Annotated in this window: 26 protein-coding genes and 1 pseudogene; 16 read left to right on the top strand and 11 right to left on the bottom strand. The window is 68.4% G+C overall.

Going from position 1 to position 26,572, the window contains the following annotated elements:
• Positions 1-10: 10 nt before the first annotated feature.
• Positions 11-958 (top strand): protein translocase subunit SecF, encoded by a 948-nt coding sequence (secF, locus tag ASC70_RS12465; protein WP_056050446.1) that lies wholly within the window; start codon positions 11-13, stop codon positions 956-958.
• Complete coding sequence (locus tag ASC70_RS12470) at positions 958-1,311, top strand: Mth938-like domain-containing protein (protein WP_056050448.1); 354 nt, start codon at positions 958-960, stop codon at positions 1,309-1,311. Before secF ends, ASC70_RS12470 begins: the two co-directional genes overlap by 1 nt.
• A gap of 20 nt (positions 1,312-1,331) precedes the next feature.
• On the opposite strand, the gene ASC70_RS12475 is transcribed toward ASC70_RS12470, so the two are convergent.
• Positions 1,332-1,802 carry an SMI1/KNR4 family protein gene (locus tag ASC70_RS12475; RefSeq protein WP_056050451.1) on the bottom strand — a complete coding sequence of 157 codons (471 nt, stop codon included), beginning with the start codon at positions 1,800-1,802 and terminating at the stop codon, positions 1,332-1,334.
• 209 nt (positions 1,803-2,011) lie between these two features.
• Between ASC70_RS12475 and ASC70_RS12480 the strand changes: the two genes are divergently transcribed.
• Together ASC70_RS12480 and ASC70_RS12485 are read left to right on the top strand one after the other, a co-directional pair.
• Entirely contained in the window at positions 2,012-2,626 is a 615-nt protein-coding gene (locus ASC70_RS12480; RefSeq protein WP_047404485.1) for a urate hydroxylase PuuD, read from the top strand.
• A 73-nt stretch (positions 2,627-2,699) separates the two neighbouring features.
• Complete coding sequence (locus ASC70_RS12485; RefSeq protein WP_056050622.1) at positions 2,700-3,413, top strand: squalene/phytoene synthase family protein; 714 nt, start codon at positions 2,700-2,702, stop codon at positions 3,411-3,413.
• A 168-nt stretch (positions 3,414-3,581) separates the two neighbouring features.
• Here ASC70_RS12485 and ASC70_RS12490 read toward each other — a convergent pair whose 3' ends face one another.
• Positions 3,582-5,699 (bottom strand): S9 family peptidase, encoded by a 2,118-nt coding sequence (locus ASC70_RS12490; RefSeq protein ID WP_056050453.1) that lies wholly within the window; start codon positions 5,697-5,699, stop codon positions 3,582-3,584.
• 286 nt (positions 5,700-5,985) lie between these two features.
• Between ASC70_RS12490 and lpxC the strand changes: the two genes are divergently transcribed.
• The 3 genes from lpxC to recN all read left to right on the top strand — a co-directional run bounded on the left by lpxC (position 5,986) and on the right by recN (position 9,717).
• On the top strand, positions 5,986-6,882 hold the full coding sequence (gene lpxC / locus ASC70_RS12495; protein WP_056050455.1) for a UDP-3-O-acyl-N-acetylglucosamine deacetylase: 897 nt from the start codon (positions 5,986-5,988) through the stop codon (positions 6,880-6,882).
• 99 nt (positions 6,883-6,981) lie between these two features.
• Positions 6,982-7,914, top strand: coding sequence for an outer membrane protein assembly factor BamD (locus tag ASC70_RS12500; protein ID WP_162247211.1), 933 nt, complete (start codon positions 6,982-6,984; stop codon positions 7,912-7,914).
• A gap of 93 nt (positions 7,915-8,007) precedes the next feature.
• A complete protein-coding gene (gene recN / locus ASC70_RS12505; RefSeq protein WP_056050459.1) occupies positions 8,008-9,717 on the top strand; it encodes a DNA repair protein RecN in 1,710 nt (569 codons plus the stop codon).
• 112 nt (positions 9,718-9,829) lie between these two features.
• Here the strand turns inward: recN and ASC70_RS12510 are convergent, their stop codons facing one another.
• Positions 9,830-10,957 carry an acyltransferase gene (locus tag ASC70_RS12510; RefSeq protein WP_056050461.1) on the bottom strand — a complete coding sequence of 376 codons (1,128 nt, stop codon included), beginning with the start codon at positions 10,955-10,957 and terminating at the stop codon, positions 9,830-9,832.
• A 134-nt stretch (positions 10,958-11,091) separates the two neighbouring features.
• Here ASC70_RS12510 and ligA point away from each other — a divergent pair, with 134 nt between their 5' ends.
• The 3 genes from ligA (at position 11,092) to ASC70_RS12525 (ending at position 14,591) form a co-directional block, all read left to right on the top strand.
• Entirely contained in the window at positions 11,092-13,443 is a 2,352-nt protein-coding gene (gene ligA / locus ASC70_RS12515) for an NAD-dependent DNA ligase LigA (protein WP_056050463.1), read from the top strand.
• Positions 13,419-14,054, top strand: a complete 636-nt coding sequence (locus tag ASC70_RS12520; RefSeq protein ID WP_162247212.1) for a 3'-5' exonuclease — start codon at positions 13,419-13,421, stop codon at positions 14,052-14,054. Before ligA ends, ASC70_RS12520 begins: the two co-directional genes overlap by 25 nt.
• A 120-nt stretch (positions 14,055-14,174) precedes the next feature.
• Complete coding sequence (locus ASC70_RS12525) at positions 14,175-14,591, top strand: DUF2147 domain-containing protein (protein WP_056050465.1); 417 nt, start codon at positions 14,175-14,177, stop codon at positions 14,589-14,591.
• Positions 14,592-14,716: 125 nt separating this feature from the next.
• Here the strand turns inward: ASC70_RS12525 and ASC70_RS12530 are convergent, their stop codons facing one another.
• The 4 genes from ASC70_RS12530 to ASC70_RS12545 are packed head-to-tail and all read right to left on the bottom strand — an operon-like array spanning position 14,717 to position 18,483.
• Positions 14,717-16,528: an aminopeptidase P family protein gene (locus tag ASC70_RS12530; RefSeq protein WP_056050467.1), complete on the bottom strand. Its 1,812-nt coding sequence runs from the start codon at positions 16,526-16,528 to the stop codon at positions 14,717-14,719.
• A 54-nt stretch (positions 16,529-16,582) separates the two neighbouring features.
• On the bottom strand, positions 16,583-17,017 hold the full coding sequence (locus tag ASC70_RS12535; protein WP_056050469.1) for a hypothetical protein: 435 nt from the start codon (positions 17,015-17,017) through the stop codon (positions 16,583-16,585).
• Between the two features lie 59 nt (positions 17,018-17,076).
• Complete coding sequence (locus tag ASC70_RS12540) at positions 17,077-17,943, bottom strand: 50S ribosomal protein L11 methyltransferase (RefSeq protein WP_056050471.1); 867 nt, start codon at positions 17,941-17,943, stop codon at positions 17,077-17,079.
• A gap of 39 nt (positions 17,944-17,982) precedes the next feature.
• Positions 17,983-18,483: a hypothetical protein gene (locus ASC70_RS12545; RefSeq protein WP_056050473.1), complete on the bottom strand. Its 501-nt coding sequence runs from the start codon at positions 18,481-18,483 to the stop codon at positions 17,983-17,985.
• A 102-nt stretch (positions 18,484-18,585) separates the two neighbouring features.
• On the opposite strand from ASC70_RS12545, the gene ASC70_RS12550 reads away from it, so the two are divergent.
• A complete protein-coding gene (locus ASC70_RS12550) occupies positions 18,586-19,776 on the top strand; it encodes a low temperature requirement protein A (protein ID WP_056050474.1) in 1,191 nt (396 codons plus the stop codon).
• Between the two features lie 1,052 nt (positions 19,777-20,828).
• Positions 20,829-20,955: pseudogene (locus tag ASC70_RS25985) on the top strand (hypothetical protein).
• A gap of 11 nt (positions 20,956-20,966) precedes the next feature.
• Here the strand turns inward: ASC70_RS25985 and ASC70_RS12555 are convergent.
• Positions 20,967-23,378, bottom strand: coding sequence for an ATP-dependent helicase (locus ASC70_RS12555; RefSeq protein ID WP_056050476.1), 2,412 nt, complete (start codon positions 23,376-23,378; stop codon positions 20,967-20,969).
• A gap of 145 nt (positions 23,379-23,523) precedes the next feature.
• Between ASC70_RS12555 and ASC70_RS12560 the strand changes: the two genes are divergently transcribed.
• Together ASC70_RS12560 and ASC70_RS12565 are read left to right on the top strand one after the other, a co-directional pair.
• A complete protein-coding gene (locus ASC70_RS12560; RefSeq protein WP_056050479.1) occupies positions 23,524-23,739 on the top strand; it encodes a hypothetical protein in 216 nt (71 codons plus the stop codon).
• On the top strand, positions 23,736-23,996 hold the full coding sequence (locus ASC70_RS12565) for a hypothetical protein (protein WP_056050480.1): 261 nt from the start codon (positions 23,736-23,738) through the stop codon (positions 23,994-23,996). The genes ASC70_RS12560 and ASC70_RS12565 overlap by 4 nt, the downstream gene beginning before the upstream one ends.
• 51 nt (positions 23,997-24,047) lie before the next feature.
• Here the strand turns inward: ASC70_RS12565 and ASC70_RS12570 are convergent, their stop codons facing one another.
• The 3 genes from ASC70_RS12570 to ASC70_RS12575 are packed head-to-tail and all read right to left on the bottom strand — an operon-like array spanning position 24,048 to position 25,376.
• A complete protein-coding gene (locus ASC70_RS12570) occupies positions 24,048-24,257 on the bottom strand; it encodes a ribbon-helix-helix domain-containing protein (RefSeq protein WP_056050626.1) in 210 nt (69 codons plus the stop codon).
• Positions 24,258-24,261: 4 nt separating this feature from the next.
• Entirely contained in the window at positions 24,262-24,438 is a 177-nt protein-coding gene (locus ASC70_RS24500; RefSeq protein ID WP_082539581.1) for a DUF4169 family protein, read from the bottom strand.
• Positions 24,439-24,464: 26 nt separating this feature from the next.
• Positions 24,465-25,376 carry a DUF6807 family protein gene (locus ASC70_RS12575; RefSeq protein WP_056050483.1) on the bottom strand — a complete coding sequence of 304 codons (912 nt, stop codon included), beginning with the start codon at positions 25,374-25,376 and terminating at the stop codon, positions 24,465-24,467.
• Positions 25,377-25,506: 130 nt separating this feature from the next.
• Between ASC70_RS12575 and ASC70_RS12580 the strand changes: the two genes are divergently transcribed.
• Both ASC70_RS12580 and ASC70_RS12585 read left to right on the top strand, forming a co-directional pair.
• Entirely contained in the window at positions 25,507-25,743 is a 237-nt protein-coding gene (locus ASC70_RS12580) for a DUF2171 domain-containing protein (protein ID WP_047404533.1), read from the top strand.
• Positions 25,744-25,862: 119 nt separating this feature from the next.
• A complete protein-coding gene (locus ASC70_RS12585; protein WP_056050484.1) occupies positions 25,863-26,498 on the top strand; it encodes a glutathione S-transferase family protein in 636 nt (211 codons plus the stop codon).
• The last annotated feature ends 74 nt before the right edge of the window (positions 26,499-26,572 follow it).

Raw genomic sequence — 26,572 nt, forward strand, 5'->3', positions numbered from 1 at the left:
AGATCCGACCATGCGTTGGCCCCTCATTCGCTACATTCCCCGTTCGACCCACTTCCGCTTCGTGCGCTGGGCCCCGGTCGCGGCCGTCTTCTCGGCGGTCCTGATCGTCGCCTCGATCGGCTTGCTGGTCTTCCAGGGCCTGAACCTGGGCATCGATTTCAAGGGCGGCGTCGCCCTGGAAATCGCCATGCCGCGCCCCGTGCCGCTGGCGCAGCTGCGCACGACACTGGACCAGATCGGCGCCCATGACGGCCAGGTGCAGGGCTTCGGTTCGCCGAACTCGGCCATGGTCAAGTTCCTGCCGGCCAAAGGCGAGAACGTCAGCGCCGCCTCCAAACACGTCGAGGCCGAGCTGATCAAGCGCTTCCCCGACCTGAAGGTGACCAGCCGTTCGGAAGTCGGCGCCAAGGTGTCGGGCGAGCTGCTGCTGTCGGGCTTCAAGGCCCTGGGCGTGGCCCTGCTGCTGACCCTGGGCTACATCTGGTTCCGCTTCGGCCTGTCGTACGGCACGGGTGCGGTCGTGGCCGTGATCCACGACATCGTCCTAACCCTGGGCCTGCTGTCGTTCCGGCACATCGAGTTCTCGATGACCGAGATCGCGGCCCTGCTGACGGTCATCGGCTATTCGATGAACGAGAAGGTCATCACCTTCGACCGTCTGAAGGAAAACCTGCGCAAGTACCGCACCACGCCGCTGCGCGACGTCATCGACCTGTCGGAGAACGAGCGTCTGTCGCGGACGATCATCACCGGCACCACGGCCCTGCTGGCCCTGGGCGGCACGATGGCGTTCGGCGGCCCGGTCCTGTATCCGCTGGTGTTCACGATGATCTTCGGGATCGTCATCGGCACCTATTCGTCGGTCTATATCGCTCTGCCCATGATCCTGATCTGGGGCGTCAAGCGCAACGACGAGGAAGCCACGCCGATCAAGCTCGGCGCGGCCTCGCGGCCCTGATGCGGCAACCGCCGTCCATCGACGCCTGGGGCGGCGGCGGCTTTCGGGTCGCCGGCGACTGGCGGCCCGGCTCGCTGCTGATCATCGACGATCAGCCGCGCGACTGGGCCGCGACCACCCTGGCCGACCTGACGCCGGAATCCTTCGCCGAGGTGTTCGCCGCGACCGGGACGGTGGAGTTCGTCCTGCTCGGCACGGGCCTGGTCAACGCCCTGCCGCCGCGCCCCGTCCGCGACGCTCTGAAGGCCGCCGGCGTAGGGCTGGAGTTCATGAGCACCGAGGCCGCCGCCCGCACCTACAACGTCCTGGCCAGTGAAGGCCGGCGGCTAGCGGCGGCGCTGATCGCGGTTTGAGGCGAGATCGGGCTTCGGGCTCATGGCTCGAAGCCCTCGGGCGCGGGTTCGACTGAACAGAAGCGCTCGATCCAGCTCGTGAAGCTGTCGGCGGCGACGGTCACGCCGCCGTTGTCATGGTCCCAGAACCACACGATCGAACGGTTCGCGCCGGGGCTGGCGTCAAAGCAGAACAGGTTGCCCCCGCAATCGGTGGCGAAGGCGACCAGGTGGTCCGGCATGCCGCCGCCGCGCCAGTCTTCCGTCAGCCGGATGATCTCCTCGGCGTTGAAGAAGTCGGATACGTCCGCGAAAGGCGCCTCGGCGGCCAGGATGCCGTCCAGCAGCGCGATCGTTGGCCGGGGCAGACCATGCGCCAGGACCGCCGCTCTGTAGTCCCCTGGCAGTTCGAAACCGAACCGCGCCTCGACAGTCTTCAGGTCCGCGCCGGCGACCTTCTCCGGCGAGTAGTCCTGGTGCGTCCATTTTTCGATGAATCGTTCGAGGGACAAGCGTCGCTCCAACTCTCAAGCCTCAGCCACGCGGGCAAGACGACACCGGTTCTCTGGACGTCGCAATAGCCCTCGGGAGGCTCGGTCATACTCGGGTAGGGGCCTTGCCGGCCGAGACGTCGAAGACCGTCGTTACCCGGAGCTTTGCCGACTCCCCAGAACCGTCCTATGGTCGCGCCAACGCCATAAGGGATCCGAGGGGGAAACCGATGTCCGGACTGCTTTCCAATTTCCGCAACACCGTCATCGTCAGCTTCGTGCTGGCGCTGGTGATCATCGTCGGCTACGCGCACAGCCCGCACGGCCACGACGCCAGCTACTTCCAGGCCATCTTCCGCTGGCTGCACGTGATGTTCGGGATCCTGTGGATCGGGCTGCTCTACTATTTCAACTTCGTGCAGATTCGGGTGATGCCGCAGATCCCGGCCGAGCTGAAGCCGGCGGTCAGCAAGTACATCGCGCCGGAAGCCCTGTTCTGGTTCCGCTGGGCGGCCCTGGCCACCTGGGTCATGGGCGTGATCCTCGCCTTCAGCCGCGGCTATCTGCTGGAAGCCGCGACCCTGGGTTTGGCCGGCGGCTACACCCCCGGCGTCGACATGGGCTTCACCTTCATCGGCACCGGCATGTGGCTGGCGACGATCATGTTCCTGAACGTCTGGGTCTTCATCTGGCCGAACCAGAAGATCGCCCTGGGCATGGTCGAGGCCGACGCCGACGCCAAGGCCAAGGCGGCCAAGCTGGCCATGCTGTTCTCGCGCACCAACACGCTGCTCAGCCTGCCGATGCTGGCGACCATGGCGATGAACCAGACGCTGTTCGGCTAAACACCGACCGAAAATGCTGTAAGGGGAGGGCCCGCCGCGACTCCGCCGGCGGGCTCTTTTCCGTTTGAAGACCATGGCCGACACCGAAACCCTCGACGATCTCGTCCGCCGCGTCGATCCCGACCGCTGGCTGGCCAGCCGGTTCATCGGCGACCCGGCGGCGCGGGCCGACGTGATCGCGCTCGTCGCCATGAACTACGAGCTGGCCCGCGTGGCGGGCGGGGTCTCCAATGCCTTGATGGGCGAGATCCGCCTGACCTGGTGGCGCGAGGCCATGGAAGAGATCGCGGCCGGCAAGACGCCGCGCAAGCATCCCAATGTCGAGGCCCTGGCCGCCTCGAAGATCGACCCGAATGCCCTGGCCGCCCTGGCCGAAGCGCGCTTCACCGACCTGGACGAGGGGCCGCTGAAGGACGAGGCGGCGGTGCTGGCCTATGTCGACGCCACGGCCGGCGCCCTGGCGGTGCTGGCGGCCCGGCGGCTGGATCCGGCCGCCGATCCTCATGCTGTCAAAGGGGCGGCGCGGGCTTATGGCCTTTCGGGCCTGTGGCGGCTGAAACAGGCCGGCCGCTCGCGCCTGCCGGCGGACTGGACGCAAGCCGACGTGGCGCGGCGGGTCGAAGCCCAGCTGAAGGCGGCGCGGGGCGAGGTGAGGGGACTGCCCGTGGCGGCCTTCCCCGCCGTGGCGCCGGCGGCGCTGGCGCGGACCTATGTGGCCGGACGCGAGATGGGCGAGCTGGAGAAGAAGGCGCGGCTGACGTTCGCGGTGGCGACCGGGCGGCTGTAGTTTTCGCACCCAATCATCCGACCTCCCCGGCGAAGGCCGGGGCCCAGATCGTAAAGCTGAGAGGCGCATGCAGAAACGCCCGCGAACATGTCCGGATCGCGGGCGCTCTTGCATCTGGGCCCCGGCTTTCGCCGGGGAGGTCGGTCTAGGAGATGGACCGGGTGCAGTTTAACGCCCCGGCCGCGTATTCCCCGTCCACTGGTCCAGCCAGTCCAGCACTTCCTTGTGCCACTGCACCGAGTTCTGGGCCTTCAGCACCCAGTGGTTCTCGTTGGGGAAGTACAGCAGCTTGCTGGGCACGCCCTTGCGCTGCAGGGCGGTGAAGGCCGACAGGCCCTGCTCGACCGGGATGCGGTAATCCAGCTGGCCCTGCACGACCAGCTGCGGCTTGGTCCAGCTTCCTACATGATCGACCGGGTTGAACTTGTCGTAGGTGGTGTTCGGCTGCCAGGGCGTCCCGCCGTTCTCCCACTCGGTGAACCACAGCTCCTCGGTGACATAGCCCATCGAGCGGGTGTCGAAGACGCCGTCGTGATCGACCAGGCACTTCCAGGGCTCGTTCCAGTTCCCGGCGATCCAGTTGATCATGTAGCCGCCGTACGAGGCGCCCAGCGCGCAGGCGCGGTCGCCGTCCAGGAACGCGTACTTGCCGAGCGCGGCGGCCCAGCCCTTCTGCAGGTCCTCCAGCGGGCGGTCGCCCCAGTGCTGGCTGATCGCGTCGGTGAAGGCCTGGCCGTAGCCGGTCGAGCCGTGGAAATCGACCATCACCACGGCATAGCCGGCATTGGCGTAGATCTGCGGGTTCCAGCGATAGCTCCAGCTGTTGCTGAACGAGCCTTGCGGACCGCCATGGATCAGGAAGGCCACGGGATATTTCTTCGCTGGATCGAAATTGGCCGGCTTCACGACGAAGCCGTGCACCTCTTCGTCGTTCCAGCCCTTGAAGGCGAACTGCTCGGGCTCGCCCCAGGCGACGTCCTTCAGGGCTTCGCCGCTGACGCTGGCGACCTTGATCGGCGGGCCCTTGGGCGCGGTCACGTAGAGCTCGGCCGGGCTCTTCAGCGAGTCGGAGGCGTAGACGACGCCGGTCGGGCCGACGTCGAAGGCGGTGACATGGCCCTCGCCGGTCAGGGCGGTGACCTTGCCGCTCTTCACGTCGATGGCGAACAGCTTGCCTTGGCCGACGTCCAGGGCGGTGGCGTAGATGGTCTTGCCGTCACGGCTCCAGGCGATCGAGTCGGCCGAGCGGTCCCAGGTCGGGGCCAGCTCGCGCTCCTGGCCGGTGGCCTCGTCGTGCAGGATGATCGCGAAGCGGTCGGCCTCGAAGCCCGGACGCTTCATGGCGCGATAGGCGGCCCATTTGCCGTCGGGCGAGAACACCGGCGCGGTGTCCCAGGCCTTGTTGGCGGCGGTCAGGTTCTGGAGCTTCTCCGACCCGTCCAGCGGACCGCCCCAGACGTCGTAGTTGGTGGTCCAGGGCTCGTCCTTGCCGGCGACCTTGGCCGAGAAGGCGACGGCCTTGCTGTCGGGCGAGATCGTGAAGTCCTCGTCGCCGCCATACGGCTTGGTCGGAGTGTCGCCGTCGAAGCCCTTCATCAGGTCGATCGGCTGGCCGGCCGCCACGCCGTTGGCGTCCAGCGTGTAGGCGAACAGGTGGTTCTTGGTTCCGTCGTTCCAAGTGTCCCAGTGGCGCACGAACAGGCGGTCATAGACCACGCCGGTGGCCTTGGTCGCCGTCTTGGCCGCCAGCCGGGCCTCGGTGCAGGCGAAGTCGGCGCAGTCGGGGAACACGGCCAGGGCGACCACGATGGTCTTGCCGTCCGGAGCCACCTTGTAGGCCTGGACGTCGAACGGGGTCTTGGTCACCTGGGTCGCGGCCTCGCCGGCGACGTCGGTGCGGAACACCTGCTCGGTCCCGCCCGCGCGGCTGGACGAGAAGTAGATGGTCTTGCCGTCGGCGCTCCAGCGGCCGCTCGAGGCCCCGCCGTCCGAGATCTTCAGCCGGCGCGGGGCTATCCGAGCCTTCAGGTCGGCGACCCATAGCGACATCGCGGCCTTGTTGGCCGGATAGTCGAGGGTGCGCACGGAATAGAGAACGTAACGACCGTCCGGCGAGACGCGCGGATCGCTGAGGCGGTCCAGGCTGGCCATGTCCTTGGCGGTGAAGACGTGCGGCTTTTGTGGGGCGGCCTGCGGGGAGGCTTGGAGGCCTTGGGCGTGGGCCGCGCCGGCCAGGGCCACGGTGAGGGCGACGGCGGAGGCGGCGAGGCGCAAACTCTTGATCATGAAACCCAATTTCCCGGAAACAGTTATCCCTTTGGTGGCGGAGCCTAGTCCCGCTTTCGACCGCCGCCTAGGGGAACCGGGGATGAGATTCCCGAGCCCGGAACGCTGACCGGCGTTCTGTTTCGGCTTGTGCGCGTTCGTAATAAAAGTGAAATAAAGTCAGTCGCTTAGCCGGTAACAATCCGAAACAGGACTTGCTTTGCCGCGACGCAGCATCCTTCCTACATGCTTAAGTCGGGGCGATAGGACGGCCGTAGAGTCGTCCGTCCAACGATAAGGGTCTCTGGTGTCGGCTTCGGGTTATTTTCAGCACACGGTCGCAGGACCGGTGATCTTCGCGGGGATCGGCCTGCACACCGGCGCGCACGTGCGCGTCGCGGTGCGTCCGGCGGCCCCCGACGCGGGGATCGTCTTCGTGCGGACCGACGTGCACGACCGTGCCAATCGCGTCCCCGTCACCGCCGCGGCGGTGTGCCAGACGCAACTGGGCACGGTCATCAACAATGGCGACGACGTCCGCGTCTCGACCATCGAGCACCTGATGGCGGCCCTGGCGGCCCTGTCGATCGACAACTGCGTCGTCGAACTGGACGGCCCGGAAGTGCCGATCATGGACGGCTCGTCCGAGCCGTTCGTCCAGATCCTGGACCGCGCCGGCCGCCGCAAGCAGGAAGCCGTCCGCCAGTACATCGAGATCCTGGCTCCGATCACGGTGGAGGAGGGCGACAAGCGCGCCAGCCTGCTGCCGTCGGACCGCTTCGAGGTCGCCTTCGAGATCGCCTTCGACTGCAAGGTCATCGGCCGCCAGGCCGTGGATCTGACCGTCGACGAAGAATCGTTCCGCGCCGAGCTGTCGGACTGCCGCACCTTCGGCTTCGTCCGCGATGTCGAGGCCCTGCGCGCCATCGGCCTGGCTCGTGGCGGCTCGATGGAGAACGCCGTGGTCATCGACGGCGACCGCGTGCTGAACCCGGAAGGCCTGCGCCGTCCGGACGAGTTCGTTCGCCACAAGGCGCTGGACGCGGTGGGCGACCTCTACGTGCTGGGCAAGCCGATTCTGGGCCGCTTCGAAGGCGTCCTGGCCGGTCACGGCCTCAATAACGCCGTGGTTAGAGCGTTGCTGGCCCAACCGCGCGCCTGGCGCCTTCGCGCCCTCGCGTCGGAACTGGCGGAAGCGGTTTAGATAGCACTCCGAGAGTCGGGGCTCGGCGTTCGCATTTGCGCCTTTGACGGCGTGGTGTAGAAGCCTTGCACGGCGCTGGGGCGCACGTTTGCTTCTAGGGTGAGAGACTCCGTGCTTCGCAATTTCTCGGGACGTTCGGCCGTCACTATCGCCGCTATGCTCGTCGCCGTTTCGGTGGCGGGCTGCGCCGGCAAGTCCAAGAAGCCCTCCCTCGCCTATGAAGAGCGTCCCGTCGAACTGCTGTATTCCACCGGCGCCGATCGCCTGGACCGCGGCAACTGGAACGAAGCCGTCGACTATTTCCGCGAGGTCGAGCGCCAGCACCCCTATTCGGAATGGTCGCGCCGCTCGATCCTGATGACCGGCTACGCCCACTACATGGGCAACAACTATAACGAAGCCATCGGCGACGCCGACCGCTTCATCTCGCTGTATCCCGGCAATCCGTCGGCCCAGTACGCCTTCTATCTGAAGGCCATCTGCTACTTCGAGCAGATCGTCGACGTGAACCGCGACCAGGCCGCCACCGAGCAGGCCTTGGCGGCCTTGCGCGACGTCGTCCAGCGCTATCCCACCACGGAATACGCCCAGGACGCCCGCCTGAAGATTGACATGGTCAACGACCAGCTGGCCGGCAAGGAAATGGCCATCGGCCGCTACTACCTGAAGAACGGCCAGACCCTGGCCGCGATCGGCCGCTTCAAGGCGGTGATCGAGAAGCACCAGACCACCTCGCACACGCCCGAAGCCCTGTTCCGCCTGGTCGAGTCGTACATGACCCTGGGCCTTCTGGACGAGGCCAAGCGCAACGGCGCGGTGCTGGGCTACAACTTCCCGGGCGATCGCTGGTACGCCGACGCCTACAAGCTGCTCAACGACAACGGCCTGAAGCCGGCCGTCGAGCCCCTGAAGGCGGGCACCAAGCGCAACGCCCTGGATCGGATCCTGTCGAAGGACAAGTCCACCACCCTGGCGCCTCCCGGCGAGAAGAAGTCCAAGAAGGGCGGCCTGATGGGCGTCCTGGGCATGTAGTGACGAGGGATCGACGCCAATATCGGACGTTGATCCCGTTTCGTTCTACCTTTGCGCTTTGAGAAAGCGTGATTCCCGGCGATCTTGCGCATCATGCTGATCGGCCTTTCCATCCGTGACGTCGTGCTCATCGAGAGCCTGGACCTCGCCATCGGCGAGGGCCTGACCGCGCTCACCGGCGAAACCGGCGCGGGCAAGTCGATCATCCTCGACGCCCTGGGCCTGGCCACCGGCGCGCGCGCCGACGCCGGGTTGGTGCGCCGAGGGGCGACCGGCCACGCCTCGGCCACCGCCATCTTCGCCCTGCCGGCCGACCACCCCGCCTTCGCCTATCTCGACGAAAAGGGCCTGGACTACGGCCGCGACGAGGACCTGGTCCTGCGCCGCCAACTGTCGCCCGACGGCCGCAGCCGCGCCTTCGTCAACGACCAGGCCACCAGCGTCGGGGTGCTGAAGGACCTGGGCGGCCTGTTGCTGGAGGTCCACGGCCAGCACGAGACCGTCGGCCTGCTGGATCCCAAGACCCATCGGGGTCTGCTGGACGCGTTCGGCAGCGTCTCGATCTCGGCCGTCGCCTCGGCCTGGAGCGGCTGGCGCGCCGCCCGCGAGAAGGCCGAGGGCCTGCGCGACCTGGCCGGCCGCGCCGCCGCCGAGACCGAGGAACTGACCCTGCGCCTCTCCGAGCTGGACCGCCTGGATCCCCGCGAAGGCGAGGAGACCAGCCTGGCCGAGGAACGGGCCCTGCTGAGTTCGGCCGAAAAGGCCATCATCGACATCGCCTCGGCCCAGGACTGCTTGGGCGGAGACTTCTCCGGCAAGCTGGCTCAGGCCTATCGCGCCCTGGAACGAGCCCGCGAGCGCGCCCTGCAGGCCGGCGCTCCGGCCGAGGGTTCGGCCATGACCCGCCTGCAGGCCGCCTGCGAGGCCGTCGACCGGGCCCTGGTCGAAGCCCAGGAAGCCAGCGCCGCCATCGACGCGGTCGCCGAATCCTTCGAGTTCGAACCCGATCGCCTGGAAAAGGCCGAGGAACGGCTGTTCGCCCTGCGCGGCATGGCCCGCAAGCTCAATGTCCTGGTCGAGGATCTGCCGGCCAAGCGCGCCGAGTTCGCCACCCGCCTGCAAGCCATCGAAACCTCCGAGGAGGCCCTGAAGGCCGCCGACCACGAGGCCGCCGAGGCGCGCGAAGCCTATCTCTACGCCGCCGAGGCGTTGTCGGCCGAGCGCCGCGCGGCCGGCGACGCCCTGGCCAAGGCCGTCGAAGCCGAGCTGGCGCCGCTGAAGCTGGAAAAGGCCAGGTTCCGGGTCGCCGTCGAAGCCCTGCCCGAGGATCGCGCCGGCCCGACCGGCCTGGACCGTGTGGCGTTCGAGATCTCGACCAATCCCGGCGCCCCGTTCGGCCCGATGGAGGCCATCGCCTCGGGCGGCGAGCTGGCCCGCTTCGCCCTGGCCCTGAAGGCGGCGCTCGCCGCGCGCGGCGGCGGTCCGCAGCCGCTGATGATCTTCGACGAGGTCGATCAGGGCGTCGGCGGAGCCGTGGCCGACGCGGTCGGTCTGCGCCTGAAGCGCTTGGCCGATGGCTCAAACGGTTATGGGGCCCAGGTGCTGGTGGTCACCCACTCGGCCCAGGTCGCCGCCCGCGGCGACGCCCACTGGCGGATCTCCAAGTCCGGCGACGACACCTCGACCCGCACCAAGGTCGAGCCGCTGACTCCGGCCCAGCGCGAGGAAGAGATCGCGCGGATGCTGTCGGGCGCGGAGGTCACCGAGGCCGCGCGCGCGGCGGCGCGGGCGCTGATGGTTTAGTTAACCTTGTCATCCCGGAAGGCGCGAAGCGCCTATCCGGGACCGCCGGAAGCGCCGGCGCTTGCTGCGGTCCCGGCTCTTCGCTTCGCTACGGCCGGGATGACAGTTGAAGTTAAGCCTGTACCGGCGTTCCCGTCACCGTCGTCAACGGCGTGACCACCTTCGCCTCACGCGCCTTGACCCACCGCTGCAGCGGCGCATCCACCACCCGCTCGAACACCCACGCCACGACGATCGTCGCCGGAATGGCCGCCGCCCACAGCGCCCATTCGGCGCCTGCCGGCAGGCCAAACTTGTTCTCGAGCGTCCGCACCAGCCCGAACCAGACGGCGGCGGTCAGGGAATTGGTCAGGAACAGCGAGAACGACAGCCGCCCCGCCGCGCCGGCCCAGCGCCAGGCCCGGGGCTTGGAGGCCCCGGCCGCGTAGATCAGGAAACCCAGCAGGGCCAGGCTGAAGTAGTCGAAATTGCCCAGCGCCTGGATGCCGACGACGATCGCCAAGGTCGCGGCGGCCAGCGGAAGGGCCTGGCGGCGGGCCAGGTCGGTGACCGGCAGGCGGGCGACCAGCAGGCCGATCATGAACAGCGGCACGCCCCGGATCAGGCCAAAGCGCAGCGGCAGCTGATAGCCATGGACGCCGAACAGGATCAGCGCCGTGAAATCGACGGCCACATAGGCGCAGAGGCCCATGGCCAGCAACTGCACCGGTCGGTTCGTGGCGGCGACCTTGCGCCAGACCATCGGGAACAGAGCGTAGGCGACGATCAGGGCCGACAGGGTCCAGGTCGGAATGTTCCAGCCCGAGGTCCCCGGCACGAACCAGGCCTGGACCAGGAAGATCTGCGGCAGCAACTGGTCCCACTGGAACCACTGCGGGTTCTGCGGGGCCAGGCCGACCACACTGGTCAGCACGAAAAAGGCGATGAACAGGGCCAGCATGGCCAAGTGCGGCGGCCAGATGCGCTGCACCCGGCGCTTCAAGAAGCTCAGGGTGTCGACATCAGCGCTCAGCACGCGCGGCCCGTAGGTGCGCGCCAGCACATAGCCGGACAGCATCAAGAAGAAGTCGGTCGCCAGATAGCCGCGCCCGAAGGCCGGCGACAGGCTGAACAGCGACACCGGGGCCCGCTCGGCCACGTGATAGAGCACGATGAACAGCGCCGCCAGGAAGCGCAGGGCGTCCAGCGGTCCGTCTCGCGACAGGACGGGGAGGGCAGGGACTGTGCCGGCTTTGAACATCGTGGACTCCTTCGAGCCACCGGTCGCAAGTGCTGGGCCACGAAACGTTGTTTCGCGATGGTTCGCGGGCCCTCGTCCCGCTGGGGCCACGTTGCTAACGTGCCGACTTGTCGCCGCCTTCGGATTCGCCGCCTGTGTCTCAGATCCCCGTCGCCGATCTCACCGAAGCCCAGGCCGTGGAGGAGCTGGAACGTCTCGCCGACGACCTGACCGCCCACGACCTGGCCTATCACCAGCAGGACGCGCCCACGATCAGCGACGGCGAGTACGACGCGCTGAAGCGCCGCAACCTGGACATCGAGACCCGCTTCCCACACCTGGTGCGCGAGAACTCCCCGTCGATGCGCGTGGGCGCCGCGCGGGCAGAGCAATTCGCGCCGGTCGAGCACGGCGTGCCGATGCTCAGCCTCGACAACGCCTTCTCCAACGACGAGGCGACCGAGTTCGACGCGCGGATCCGGCGGTTCCTGCGGCTGTCGCCGTCCGACACCGTGGCCTACACCGCCGAGCCCAAGATCGACGGCCTGTCGGCCTCGCTGCGCTATGAGAAGGGCGTGCTGGTCCAGGGCGCGACGCGCGGCGACGGCCGGGTGGGCGAGGACGTCACGGCCAACCTGCGCACCATCGCCGACATCCCCCATCGTCTAAAGGGCTCGGGCTGGCCCGACGTGATCGAGGTGCGCGGCGAGGTCTATGTCGAGCTCGCCGCCTTCGCCGCCTTCAACGCCGCCGCGCTCGAGGCCGGCCAGCGCACCTACGCCAATCCCCGCAACTTCGCCGCCGGCTCGCTGCGCCAGATCGACCCGAAGATCAGCGCCCAGCGGCCGCTGCGGTTCTTCGGCTATGCCTGGGGCCTGGTCTCGGGGCCGTTCGCCGACAGCCAGTGGGGCGCCTTGGCCAAGCTGGAGGAATGGGGCTTCGTAACCACGGCCCCGCCGGCCCGGCGCGTCGAGAACGCGCAGGGGCTGCTCGATGTCTATGCCGAGTTCGAGACCCTGCGGCCGACGCTCGACTTCGACATCGACGGCGTCGTCTACAAGGTCGACGACCTGGAGCAGCAACGGCGGCTGGGCTTCGTCTCGCGCTCGCCGCGCTGGGCCATAGCCCGCAAGTTCCCCGCCCAGCGGGCCCGCACCGTCCTGGAGGCCATCGAGATTCAGGTTGGCCGGACTGGCGCTCACACGCCGGTCGCCCGCCTGAAGCCTGTCACGGTCGGCGGCGTTTCGGTGACCAACGCCACGCTGCACAATGGCGATGAGATCGCTCGACTGGATGTCCGCATCGGCGACACCGTCGTCTTGCAACGCGCTGGCGACGTGATTCCTCAGATCGTCGAAGTCGACCTCGCGGCTCGTCCCGACCCGGAACCTCCCGTCTACGAATTCCCCCACCTCTGCGAATGCCCGCTGAAAACGGAATTGGCCCGCGAGGTCACGGCCTCGGGCCAGGAGTCGGTGGTGCGCCGCTGCACCGGCGAGTTCGCCTGTCCGTTCCAGCGGGTCGAGCACCTGCGCCACTTCGTGTCGCGCCGCGCCTTCGACATCGAAGGCCTGGGCGAGAAGCAGCTGCAGGCCTTCTTCGAGGAGGGCTGGATCACAGAGCCGGCCGACATCTTCAAGCTGGCCAAGGACGAGGAGAAGCTGACGGCCCTGCGCGAGCGCGACGGCTATGGCGAGACCTCGGTGGCCAACCTGGTCAAGGGCATCGAGGCTCGCCGCACGATCGGCATGGACCGGATGATCTACGGCCTGGGCGCGCGCGACATCGGCGAGACCACCTCGACCGTGCTGGCCCGCAACTTCGACCGCTTCGAGGACCTGCAAGCCGCCGCCGAAGCCGCCGCAGCAGGTTTGCCGGGCGAGACCTATCTGGAGCTCTCGACCGCGCCCGGGGTCGGGCCCAAGGCGCTGGACACCCTGATCGAGGCGGGGAAGGGCGGATCGATGGCCGATCCTTGGCCGCAAACCGACGACCTGGAGATCAAGATCGGCCACGCGGTCCCCAAGCTGACCAAGCCGGCCCGCGCCGCCCTGGCTCAGCGCTACGGAACCTGGGACGCCTTCGCCGAGGGCCTAGCCGCCGCCGCCTCGGGCGCGCCGGGCGACGACTATCTGCACCTCGCCGCGATTGACGGGGTCGGCCCGGTCGCGGCCCAGTCGCTGGCGCGGTTCTTCGCCGAGGACCACAACCGCGCCAAGGTCGCCAATCTCGTCGCCGAGCTGGACATCCAGCCCGTCGCCAAGCCCAAGACCGACACCGCCGTGGCCGGCAAGACCATCGTCTTCACCGGCGCGCTGGAGAAGATGACCCGCGACGAAGCCAAGGCTCAGGCCGAGAGCCTGGGGGCCAAGGTCGCCTCGTCGGTGTCCAAGAAGACCGACCTGGTGGTCGCCGGCCCCGGCGCGGGCTCCAAGCTGAAGACGGCGACCGAGCTGGGCGTCCAGGTGATGACCGAGGACGAGTGGCTGGCGATGGTCGGCGCGTGAAAGTCATCGCCCTCGACTTCGAGACCGCCAACGAGCAGCGCGCCAGTCCGTGCTCCATCGGCCTGGCCTGGATCGAGGATGGTCAGGTGGCGCGGATCGAGCACCACTACATCCGTCCGCCCGGCAATCGCTTCGCTTCGTTCAACATGGCGTTTCACGGCATTCGGCCCGAGCATGTGGCGGACGCCGACGAATGGCCGGACGTGCTGGAGCGCTTGCGGCCCGAACTGGAGGGCGCGTTGGTGCTGGCCCACAATGCCTCGTTCGACGTCAGCGTCATCCGCCGGACCTGCGAGCACTATGACGTGCGGGCGCCGGGCTTCGACTATCTTTGCACCGTGCAGGTGGCGCGCGGGGTCTGGCCGGACCTGCCGTCGCACAAGCTCAATGTGGTCTGCGGCCATCTGGGCGTGACCTTCGCCCACCACGACGCGGCGGCCGACGCCTATGCCTGCGGGCAGGTCGCCCTGGCGGCCACGTCGCTGAACAGCCTCGCCCACATTCGTGAGCTGCCGGGACGGCTGGGCATGACCTTGGGCCGGTTGGATCACGACGGCTACACGCCGCCGCGCGGCGCGCCGAAGTATCGTCGCCCGGTCTATGCGGGCTGAGGCGGATCGCCGCGACCGCAATTCCCGCCTCGTTTTCGCCTTCGGCCTTGTCCTGATTGAAGGGATCGCGCAACGAGGGACCCAAACGCGCGTTTCAGCCGCGCCACTAGGGAGAAACAGATGATCCGCACCGTCTTGATCGCCGCCGCGTTCGCCGCCGTCTCGGGCTCGGCCTTCGCCGCCGACGTCACCGGCCTGTGGGCCACGCCGACCAACGGCGGCCAGGTCGAGATCGCCCGCTGCGGCAACAGCCTGTGCGGCAAGCTGGTGACTTCGACCCGCATCAAGGAAGATCCGACCGTCAAGGACGCCAAGAACAAGGACGAAGCCCAGCGTGGCCGGACGCTGAAGAACCTGCAGATGCTGTACGATTTCTCCGGCGGCCCGACCAAGTGGACCGGCGGCAAGGTCTACAATCCCGACGACGGCGGCACCTATTCGGGCACGATCGAACAGCTCAGCGACAACAAGCTGAAGCTGAAGGGCTGCATCGTCGCGCCGTTCTGCAAGACGCAGGTGTGGAACCGGATCAAATAGGGTTGCTACTCGCCCCCTCCGGGCCTTCGGCCCTCCTCCCCCGGAGGGGGAAGAAGGACGCGTTTCCCTTCCGCCCCCACCGGGGGCGGACGACCGCGAAGCGGTCAGGTGGGGGCAAGTGACCTCTAAAGCGGCGCGCAGACCTCTTCCATCCAAGCCCTGACATCCGCCTCGACCCGCGGCCCGATCTCGCGCAGCACCCGGGCGTGGTAGGCGTCGACCTGCGCCACCTCCTCGGCCGTCAGCATCGCCTTGTCGATCAGGCGGCGGTCGATCGGGGCCAGGGTCAGGGCCTCGAAGCGGTGCATCGGGCGGTCGCCGCCGGGCACGGGCTCGGCCGGCATGACCACTTCCAGGTTCTCGATCCGGATGCCGTATTCGCCGTCCTTGTAGTAGCCGGGCTCGTTCGAGACGATCATGCCGGGCTGCAGGGCGATGGTGTTGGGGGCCTTGGAGATCCGCTGCGGGCCCTCGTGCACGCCCAGATAGACGCCGACGCCGTGGCCGGTGCCGTGATCGTAGTCCAGGCCGTGGGCCCACAGCGCCATCCGCGCCAGGGCGTCGATGGCCGAGCCGGTGGTGCCGGACGGGAAGCGCAGGCGGGCGATGGCCAGATGGCCTTTCAGCACCAGGGTGTTGCGCTGGATCATCTCGGCGCTCGGCTCGCCGATCGCCACCGTGCGGGTGACGTCGGTGGTGCCGTCCAGATACTGGCCGCCGCTGTCGACCAGGAGCAGCGAGCCCATCCGCGCGCGTTCGTTGCTGCGCTCGGTCGGGCGGTAGTGGGGCAGGGCGCCGTGGCCGTTGGCCGCGCCGATGGTGTCGAACGACAGGTCCTTCAGCACGCCCGTGGCTTCGCGGAAGGCCTCCAGCTTGGCGACCGCCTCCTTCTCGTCCGGTGGGCTGACCTGACCCTCGGTGGCCAGCCAGTGCAGGAAGCGGGTCAGGGCCGCGCCGTCACGACGATGCGCCTCGCGCGTGCCGTCCAGCTCGACGGGGTTCTTGCAGGCGCGGGGCAGGGTGCAGGGATCCATCGCCCGCACCACCTTGGCCCCGGCGGCGGCCAGGGTGTCGAAGTACCAGGCCGAGGACTGACCGGGATCGACGACCACGGCCTTGCCGGAAAGGTCGCCCAGGGCTTCCTCCAGCTTGTCCGGCGTCTCTAGCGAGACTTGGTTGCCCAACCACGCCGGCAGGTCGGTGGTGAGCTTGGCGGGCTCGATGAACAGCCGCGCCGTGCCGTCGGCGTTGAGGATGGCCTGCGACAGCGGCAGGGGCGAGCGGATCACGTCGCCGCCGCGGATGTTGAACAGCCAGGCGATCGAGGCCGGGGCGGTGATCACGGCCGCGTCCGCGCCGACTGCGGCGACCGCGGCGCCGACCCGCGCGCGCTTGGCGCTCGACTCCTCGCCGGCATAGTCGACGGGATGCGGCACGATCGGCGCCATCGGCTGGGCGGGGCGGGCCTCGCCCCAGGCTTGGTCGACCGGGTTGGCGGCGACCGGCTTCAGCACCGCGCCGGCCCGGCTGGCGGCGGCCTTCAGGCCTTCGAGAGCCGAGGGGCTGTGCAGGCGGGCGTCGTAGCCGATCACCGCGCCCGGCTCGGCGGTCTCCAGATAGGCGGGCACGCCGCCTTCCACGAGGTCGCGGATCTCGAACACGCCCTGGTCGACCTGCTCGCGAACCTGCAGCGTGTAGCGGCCGTCGACGAACACGGCGGCGCGGTCCTTGAGGATCACGCCCGCCCCGGCCGAGCCGGTGAAGCCGCTGGCCCAGGCCAGGCGATCATTGGCGGCGGGCAGGTATTCGTTCTGGTGCTCGTCCTCGTGCGGCACGAGGAAGCCGTCCAGCCCCTGGGCGGCCATGGCCGCGCGGATCAGCGGGACGTGCTTGGGACCAAAGGACGGGTCGGTGGATTCATCGAAGGTCTGGCGCATGCCTCGATGTAATCCGCCGACCCGGCCCTGGAAAGGCCCCGAACTTTCTAGCGCTTACTGCTGCGGCTGCGCCGGCGGGTTGTCGGGGGAGGCGGCCTGGTCGTTGGAGCTGGTCGTGGCCCGGTCGGCGGCGTCGCGGCTCGCCTGGGCGGCGTTGGCGGCGGCTTGCTCGGTGTCACGGCGGGCCTGGTCAGCGGTCGAGCGGGCGTCGCGGGCGGCGTTCTCGGCGGCGGCCTGGGCGGTCTGAGCCGCGCCCTGGGCGCCTTCGACCAGACCAGCCTGGCGACCCTGCTCCTGGGCCTGCTGCAGTTGATTTGGATCGTTGCTGCTGGGACGCATCATCAGGAAGCCGACGGCGATCACCGCGACGATGGCGATCATGCCGGCGATCAGCCAGCCGGCGTTGCCGGAACCGCTTTCGCGGACTTCGACGCGACGTTCCGGCGGCGGCGTCTGGGGAGGCGGGACGTTTGGATCGGTGTAGGTCATGGGCGTTCCTCCAGCTCAAGTCTGTGGCTGAAGGAACGTGACCGGTGAGACCTAAGTTCCTAGGGCCGCTGCAGCACCAGCGTCGCCCAGGCGTCGCGGTGGATGCGGTTCACCACCTTGAAGCCGCGCGACAGATAGGCGGCCTTGACCATCCGCTCCTGGGTGCGCAGCAGGCCCGACAGGATCACCGTGCCGCCGGGGACCAGGGCGCGCTTGATGTCCTGGGCCAGGCTGATCAGCGGCCGGGCCAGGATGTTGGCGAACACCAGGTCGTAGGGTGCGTTTTCGGCCACCAGCTTGTTCGACAGGCCCGAGGCGTGGACGAAGCGGGCGTTGGCCTTGTTGACCAGGGCGTTTTCCTTGGCGATCCGCACGGACGGCTTGTCGATGTCGGTGCCGACCGCCAGTTTCGTGCCCGTGCGGGCGGCGGCGATGGCCAGCAGGCCGGTGCCGGCCCCGACGTCCAGGACCTTGTTGAAGCGCCGCGCCTTGATCAGACGGTCATAGGCCTGCAGGCAGCCGACGGTGGTGCCGTGGTGACCGGTGCCGAAGGCCGCGCCGGCCTCGATGCGCAGATTGATGGTGCTGGCCGGCAGGCGACCGCGATCGTGCATGCCATAGACGAAGAAGCGGCCGGCCCGCACCGGCGGCAGGCCCGACAGCGCCATGGCCAGCCAGTCGGCGTCGGCCAGGGTGTCGCGCGTGACTTTCAGGTCAAAGCCCGCCAGCAGGGTCATCAGCCCTTCGTCTTCGTCTTCCGTGGTCGGGAAGGCGTCGATGCGCCAGACGTTCTTGTCCTCGTCCTCTTCCAGGATCGAGTAGGTCGCGCCTTCCAGGCCCGGATGGTTGTCGATGGCGTCGGCGGCGGTCTCGGCTTCGGCGCGCGCGCCGCGGGCGACGATCTGCTGGGGCGTATAGTCGGTCATGCCGCTCCGTTAGCGGCAAAGCGCCGAAAAGGCGAGCCTTCAGCGCGTCGTCATGCCGGTCGCCGCCGCGTCGGCCAGCACTGTCGGGACCGGCTGTGGCGCGCGATCCTCGGGCAGGGAGACGTCGCGGATGTCGCCGCGCTCGGACGCCCAATGGGGGCCGTCGGGATCGGGCGGCGCGGTCGCCGGACCATGGATACCAGGCTGATAGGGCGGAATGTCCGGCATCGGCGGGGCTTCGTAGGAGGGCTCCTCGTACGAGGCCATCTGGACTGGCGGCGGCTGGGTCGCCTTCAGGAAGTCGGTGCCGACCACATAGTCGGGGACCTTGCCGGCCGGCCACGCGATCGGCTCGGCCATGGCCTCGTAGGACGTCTGGGCCGGCGCCATCTCGGACTTATAGGGCCCGTCCTGCGGTCCGGTTTGCATGGCCAGGCCCGCGATGACGCCGATCGCGGCGCAGGCTGGCGCGCCATAGGCCACCGGCCGGGTGAGGGCGAAGGCCTTCAGGCTTGTCAGCAGATGTTCGAGCCGGTCCATGCCGAGATAGCGCGTGAGAGTGTCATTTGGTTCGAAACGGGGGCGAAAGCCTCTCGCGAGACTCGCCGACGCGCGGCTAGGCTCGGTGTCGAAGGGAACGCCATGACCGACCGCAAGACGCCGCTGCTGCGCCAACGCCACGCCGACGAGCACGCCCGCGTCACCTATGTGGAGCTGTTCTTCGACCTGGTCTTCGTGTTCGCGGTCACCCAGCTGTCCCATGCCGTGCTGGCCCATCCGACGGGCGAGGGGCTGCTGCACGCTGGCCTGCTGCTGCTGGCGGTCTGGTGGGCCTGGGTCTACACGGCCTGGGTCACCAACTGGCTGGACCCCGAGCGCCCGCCGGTGCGGATCATGCTGTTCGTGATGATGGCCGCGGCCCTGGTGCTGTCGGCGGCCATTCCCGACGCGTTCGGCAAGCGCGGCCTGGTGTTCGCGGCCGCCTATGTGTTCATTCAGGTGGGAAGGACGTCGTTCTTCCTGGTCAGCGTCTGGCGCGAGCCTGCGCATCGTCTGAACTTCGGGCGGATCCTGACTTGGCTAGCCTTTTCAGGCCTGTTCTGGATTTCCGGCGCATTGATCGACGGCGAGACGCGGCTGCTGGTCTGGGCCCTGGCGATGGCGATCGAGTATGCCGGGCCCGCCCTGGGGTTCTGGACGCCGGGCCTGGGCCGCTCCAACGCCAACGACTGGGCCGTCGAGGGCGGGCACCTGGCCGAGCGCTGCGCCCTGTTCACGATCATCGCTCTGGGAGAGTCGATCGTCGTCACCGGGGCCACCGTCGTGGGCCTGCCCTGGGACGCCGAGGTGATCGCCGCCTTCGCCAGCGCCCTGGTCTGCAGCATCGCCATGTGGTGGATCTATTTCTCGTCGACGGCCGAGGCGGCCAGCGAGGCCATCGCCCATTCGGCCAATCCCGGGGCCATCGCCCGGGTGGCCTATACCTACAGCCACCTGCTGCCGGTGGCCGGCATCATCGTGGCGGCGGTGGGCGACGAGTGGGTGCTGCACCATCCGCTGGGCCACACCGACTTCAAGATCGCCGCCGCCGTGATCGGCGGGCCGGCGCTGTTCCTGTTCGGGTCGGTGGTGTTCAAGCTGGCCGTGTTTCGGCGGTGGTCGTACACGCGGATCGTCGGCCTTGGCCTGTTGGCGGCGACGGTTCCGATCGCGGGGCATGTCAGCCCGCTAGCGCTATCGGTGCTGACCACCCTGGCGCTGGTGGCGGTCGGGGCGTGGGAGACGGTGTTGGTGGAAAGGCGGCCGAAGGGACGGGCGGCGAGCCCGTCCTGAGTGTAGGCCAGGTCAGCCGATCTGTTCGATGACCATTTCGCGCAGCTCGGCGCGGGTCAGGCCGGGCCAGGCCCAGTCGGAAGCGGCGGGACGCGCGGCGGACTGCGCCAAGCGGGGCGGCGATTGCGTGGGGGAGGAAATGCGGGGCGCGCGATGAAGAGCGGCCGCGCGGGTAACGTTGGTTTTCATAAAGTTCCAGACAAGGGCATGGCGTGTCGCCAGCCCGTAGAGATCAAAGGGTTGGAAAAATCCGCCCGCAGCCGTCGAGGACGGCGGGGCGATGGAGCGCCGGGAGCGTTCAACCGGTCGGGCTGAAGGCGTTTGGCTGCTCTCTGACTAGCATATGGTTAGCCGCTTGTCGCGTTCAACCCCCGCGACACCGAGGCGCAGGCGGAGCGCTTGATCTCCAATCGCACAATTCCCTCTCCCCTTGCGGGAGAGGGTGGCCCGCGCAGCGGGTCGGGTGAGGGGTTGAAGGACGGAGAAGCTGCTGGGGCGGTGGATGCTGGGCGCCAAGCCGACAGGATTATCGACCCCTCATCCGTCGCCTTCGGCGACACCTTCTCCCGCAAGGGGAGAAGGAAGTACGGGGATTGGGTGCGCTGTATCCCCGGCGTTCGCGAGGTAGAGTCTCACGATTTCAACCACTTCTCACTTTTACGCGCCGCTGAATGATCCGCGTTCAGAACCGCCGCACAATCATCGCTGTCCCCGTCGCAAGGGGAGGGCGCTTGGATCCGGCCCGAAGCGGCGATGGGGATAGGTTGAGCGGGGCCGCTGGCGGTTCCCGGCGGCCTCGTCGACAGGGCGGTGATCGTACAAGCCGCCTATCGTGGATCGCCGAGCTGGAGACGGAATAGCCGATCCAGTTGGTCCACGCCCGTCCGGGGGTAGCGGAGGCCCGAGCAGACAACGCTCACGCCCGCCGTCCTCACGGCAGAGAACAGCCTGACGGAGCGGACGACGAACCGAAACGCACACAAATACTCACGGTCATCCGGGTTCGCCCGGCCGCTCCGTCGCCTCCCCACCAAACTTCAGCGGTGAGCCGCGTGAAGCCGATGTCACTTGCCCCCACCTGGCCGCTTCGCGGCCGTCCGCCCCCGGAGGGGGCGGAAGATGCACGCCCTTCTTCCCCCTCCGGGGGAGGAGCGCCGCAGGCGCGGAGGGGGCCAGTGACCGGACCGACCTCAAGCCTTCTCGACGAAGCTGTCGATGACCTTCTTCTCGCCGGCCTTGTCGAAGGCGACGGTCAGCTTGTTGCCCTCGACGCCGGAGACCTTGCCGTAGCCGAACTTGACGTGGAACACACGGTCGCCGCGCGCATAGGCGCTACCCACGGGGGCGGAGACGGCGACCAGCCGGCCTTCGCCCTCGATTGGGGCCGAACGGGCGGCCGAGCCGGCGCGGGTTCCCGTCGCGCCGCGCCAGGCGGTCCCGCGTTCGCCAAAGCCGGCCGTGCGTTCCTGAGCCCGTTTCCAGCCTGGGCTGTCGTAGCTGCCGGCCTGGAAGGCGCTGGTGCCGGGATCGTCCCAGCGCGAGGCGGCCGTCGACTGCATGCCGGGGCCGCCGCCGTAATAGCCGGTCTCGGACGCCGCATCGACGTGGGCGATCGGCAGCTCGTCGACGAAGCGGCTGGGCAGCTGCGACGTCCAGCGGCCATAGACTTGGCGGTTGGCCACGAAGCTGATCAGGGCCTGCTCGCGAGCCCGGGTGATGCCGACATAGGCCAGGCGGCGCTCTTCCTCGAGGCCCTTCTCGCCCTTGTCGTCCATGCTGCGCTGGCTGGGGAACACGCCTTCCTCCCAGCCGGGCAGGAAGACCAGCGGGAACTCCAGCCCCTTGGCCGAGTGCAGGGTCATGATCCAGACGGCGTCGCCGGTGGCCTCGCGGTCCAGGTCCATGACCAGCGACACGTGCTCGAGATAGGCCTCCAGCGTGTCGAAGGCGGCCATCGACTGGACCAGTTCCTTCAGGTTCTCCAGCCGCGTCTGGCTGGTCGGGCCCTTGTCGAGCCGCAGCGCGTCGGTATAGCCGCTCTCCTCCAGCACCGTCTCCAGCAGGCGCTGGTGGTGGACATTGCCGACCAGCGAGCGCCAGCGGTCCAGATCGCGGATGAAGTTGCTGAGCGCGGTGCGGGTGCGGGCCGGCAGCTCGTCGCTGGCGATGATCTGGCGGGCCGCCTCGACGGTCGAGATCCCGCCCAGCCGGGCGATCTGCAGCAGCTTCTGGACGCTGGTGTCGCCGATGCCGCGCTTGGGCGTGTTGACGATGCGCTCGAAGGCCAAGTCGTCGTCCGGCGACTGGATCAGGCGCAGATAGGCGTGGGCGTCGCGGATCTCGGCCCGTTCGAAGAAGCGCGGGCCGCCGACCACCTTGTAGGGGATCTGCAGCAGCACGAACCGCTCTTCGAAGGCGCGCATCTGGAACGAGGCGCGGACCAGGATGGCCATCTGGCTGTACTTGCGACCGGCCCGTTTGGCCCGCTCGATCTCGTCGGCGATCATCCGGCTCTCGGCCTCGCCGTCCCAGACGCCGCTGACCTTGACCTTCTCGCCGCCCGTCGCCTCGGTCCACAGGGTCTTGCCCAGCCGGCCCTTGTTGGCGGTGATCAGGCCCGAGGCCGCCGCGAGAATGTGTTCGGTCGAGCGGTAGTTGCGCTCCAGCCTAACGACCTTGGCGCCGGGGAAGTCGCGCTCGAAGCGCAGGATGTTGTCGACCTCGGCCCCGCGCCAGCCATAGATCGACTGGTCGTCGTCGCCGACGCAGCAGACGTTCTGGCGGCCTTGAGCCAGCAGCCGCAGCCACAGGTACTGGGCGACGTTGGTGTCCTGGTACTCGTCGACCATCACGTATTTGAAGCGACGCTGGAAATCCTCCAGCACGTCGGGATGGCCGGTGAACAGGCTGATATTGTGCAGCAGCAGGTCGCCGAAGTCGCAGGCGTTCAGGATGCGCAGGCGTTCCTGGTACTGGCGATAGAGGCTGATGCCCTTGCCGTTGGCGAACTCGCCGGCCTCGCTGGTCGGCACGCGGTCGGGCGTCCAGCCGCGGTTCTTCCAGCCGTCGATGATCTGCGACAGGATCCGTGGGGTCCAGCGCTTGGCGTCGATGTTCTCGGCCTCGATCAGCTGTTTGAGCAGCCGCTCGTTATCGTCGGTGTCGATGATCGTGTAGTTCGACTTCAGCCCCACCAGCTCGGCGTGGCGGCGCAAGATCTGGGCGGCCACCGAGTGGAAGGTGCCCAGCCAGCGCAGGCCCTCGGCCTCCGGGCCGATGATGTGGGTGATCCGCTCGCGCATCTCGCGGGCGGCCTTGTTGGTGAAGGTGACGGCCAGCAGCTCCCACGGCCGGGCGCGGCCGGTGGCGAGAATGTGGGCCAGGCGCGTGGTCAGCACCCGGGTCTTGCCGGTGCCGGCCCCGGCCAGGACCAGCAGCGGCCCCTCGGTGGTCTCGACCGCCTCGCGCTGCTCGGGGTTCAGCCCGTCCAGATAGGCGGGCGCGACGCCCGCCTGGGCCGGGGGGCGCGGCCGGGCGAGGTCGGAGATGCGGGGGGCGGGGAGGTCGCCGGGGAAATCCGGCGAGTCGGCGTCAGGATACATGGAACATATGTAGCACAAACCTCGCGCGGCTTAAGCCCCCGAGGATCCAGGGCGGCGGCGGCCGCGAGTGTCGGGAAAGGAACTTCCCGGCTCGCGTACCGTTGATCCGCCATTGGAAACAGAGCCGACAGGCACGGAGACTCTGATGGCGGAAGAAACCAGCAGCGGCGGCGGGAGCAACAGTAGCTTGGCGTTCATCGTGGGCGGCCTCGTGGTCATCGTCGCGGTGCTCGCCTTCTTCATGATGTCCGGCGGCTTCACGCAGAAGAAGAAGGTCGACGTCGACATCTCGGCCTCGGCGCCGCAGCTGCCCGACGCGCCGAAGGCCCCTGAAGCGCCCAAGGCGCCGGGCGGCTCATGAAGACACTCGCGCACGACGGACGTCATTCTGGACGTCACGACTCGGAGCGCGGCGGCGTCTGGGCCGCCCTGCTGGTCGTGCTGGTCCTGGCCGCCGCGGTCTGGGGCGCGTGGAAGCTGGGCGTCATGGCCGGCGACAGGGTGGATCTCCGCCAGCGCCTGACCGACATGCCCGCGCTGCGCAAGGGTCCGAACCCGCAGCCCGCCCCGGTTCCGATCTCGCGCCGTCCGGGCGTGGAGGCCGAGGCGCGGCGGTAGGCTACGCTGTCATCGCGGCTCTTCGCTTCGCTACGGCCGCGATGACAGCGTTTATCGCCCCGCCCGTTCCAGGGCGAACACCCGGCAGGCCGAGGCCAGCGGACGATCCCCGCGCTCGCTGTCGATGCGCTGGATCAGGCCGGCCAGGCTTAAGGCCCCGTCGGCCGCCGCCCGTTCCAGCGCCGCCCAGAACTCCGGCTCCAGGGCCAGCGAGGTGGCGTGGCCGGCCAGGTTCACCGATCGTTTCTTGAGTCCTGCCAGCGCCTCAGTCCTCGCGCTTGGCGCCGTCGAGGTCGCGCTTGAGCTTGTCGGCCCGCGCGGCGTCCAGCGTCTTCTCGCCCTTGGTGCGGCCAAACTTGGCGCGGTTCTCGGCGGCCCGGGTCTTGTCGTCGGCCTTGGCCTTGGCCTTGCGAGCCTGGTTGAAATTGACGATGTCGGCCATGGCGGGCTCTCCCGTGTCCTAAAGGCTCAGGGTTTCTTCTTGGCGATCGGACGAATGACCAGGGTTTCCTGCAGATGCAAGGCCTGGTCCTTCTTCAGCACCAGCGGAGCTCGGCCCGGGAAGACGCAGTTCTGCATCGAGCGGTCGTTATACAGCATCCAGCGTTTCACTGCCTGACCGTTGGCCTTGCAGGCCAAACCCACCGCCCAAGCGGGGGAGCCGCTTCCGCCGCTTCCGCCGCTCCAGGCGAAACCCATGTTCGGCCCGGCGTCGATCGCGCCGCCGTTCGGGGTGATGGTCTTGCCGCCCGACGAGAAGGTCAGGTGCTCGGGATCCACCAGGCGGATCGAAAAGCCGCCGAAGCCACGGTCGTCCTCGCTGCCGCCTAGACCCAGGGCGTCGACGCGCGAGACGATCGTCGTGTCGAACTCGACCCGCCGCGCGCCAGCCTTTAGCGGCCGAACCGTGACCTTGGTGGTCTCGCGGGCGACATAGGCCAGCTCCGGCCCAGAATTGACCATCCAGTCGACGTCGACCGTCAGGGTCCCGCCGCCCTCGGCGTCGCCGAGGAAGCGCTTCTCGCGGACGAAATAGGTCAGGCCCTTCATGTACCAGCCGTCGGCGACGGTCTTGCCGCCGGTCTGGACCTTCATCCAGGCCCACCAGACCCCGCGCTGGTGCGGATGGTCGCCCGGCCTGTCCTCGACCAGCGCCGCGCCGTCCGGGGCGTAGAGCGCCCCGACATAGTTGGCGCGCCCCGGCTCGGCGGCCGGGTTCAGCGGTTTGGTCCGGTACGCCAGCACGGTCTTGCCGGCCTCGGTCAGGGTCACGGCGTCGTCGGCGAACACCGCGTCGACTCGCTTGCCGATCGCCGGGTCGGCGAGCGCGGGCGTCGCGGCCGCGAGGAGCACGGCGGCGAGAAGGGCGCGGAGGCTCATGCGTCGTCCTCAAATCATTCGGAACGTATCAAGAACAATCCATGCGTGCATGGCAAGCCGAAACTTGGCCGGTGGCGTGGCCGTTTGATGTCGCGAGGACATCCCCTCCCGTAATCGCTGGAGACGACAGATGATCGACGTCACGCAAATCCGTGAGCACCAGGAAGTGGTCGGCTCGGACGGCGGCCATGTCGGCCGGGTGGACCACATCGCCGGCGGCGAGATCGAGCTGGCCAAGCTGGATCTGGGCGGCGGCTTCAAGCACCACCTGATCCCGCTGTCGTGGGTGGAATATGTTGACGACGACAAGGTTCACCTGGCCCTGACCCAGGACGACGCCAAGTCGCAGTGGCGCGAGAAGCACTAGGCGCCCGCCATCCGATGATTTCGAGGGCCTCTGCTCGAAAGGGCAGGGGCCTCTTCGCGCCGGCTTGACCATTCGGGAGAAGCAGCCGACATCCGCCGCATCAGCGCGGAGGGCTCTTCATGTACACCCTTTATGGTTCGCCCAGCACGGCCGGCACGGCCATCCACTGGCTGCTTCTCGAGCTTGGCGTCCCGTTCGACCTGAGGCTGCTCGACTTCGACAAGGGCGAGCACAAGACGTCTGAATATCTGGCGCTGAATCCCGATGGCGTGGTCCCGACCCTGATCGTCGACGGCGCGCCGATCACCCAGATGGCCGGCATCGCCACCCTGCTGGCCGAGCGGCATCCGGAGGCCGGCTTCGCGCCGCCGCCGGGCTCGCCGGAGCGGGCGGAATATCTGAGCTGGACCCTCTGGCTGGCCAACAGCTTCCAGCCGAACTTCCGCGCCTGGTTCTATCCGCACGAGCCGGCGGGCGGAGAGGCCCAGGACGCGGTGCAGGCGGCCGCGCTGGCGCGGATCGAGGCCGGCCTGGCGCGGCTGGACGCGCGTCTGGCGGATCGGGACTACATGGTCGGCGACCACTTCACCACGGTCGACCTGCTGACCACGATCCTGTGCCGCTGGAGCCGCAACATGCCCAAGCCGGCCACCGCCTGGCCGAACCTGAAGCGCTATCTCGATCGCGTCCGGCAGCGCCCAGCGTTGCGCGAGGCTCACGCCCGCGAAGGTCTGACGGACTGGATCAACGGCTAGGGTCGATCGCGAAAGGCCTCTTGTCGGCGTGTAACCTGTGAGTTACATGTAACCTTCAAGTTACATGATCGCAC

Origin of the sequence: Caulobacter sp. Root343 (assembly GCF_001425745.1) — a bacterium.
Lineage (GTDB): Bacteria > Pseudomonadota > Alphaproteobacteria > Caulobacterales > Caulobacteraceae > Caulobacter.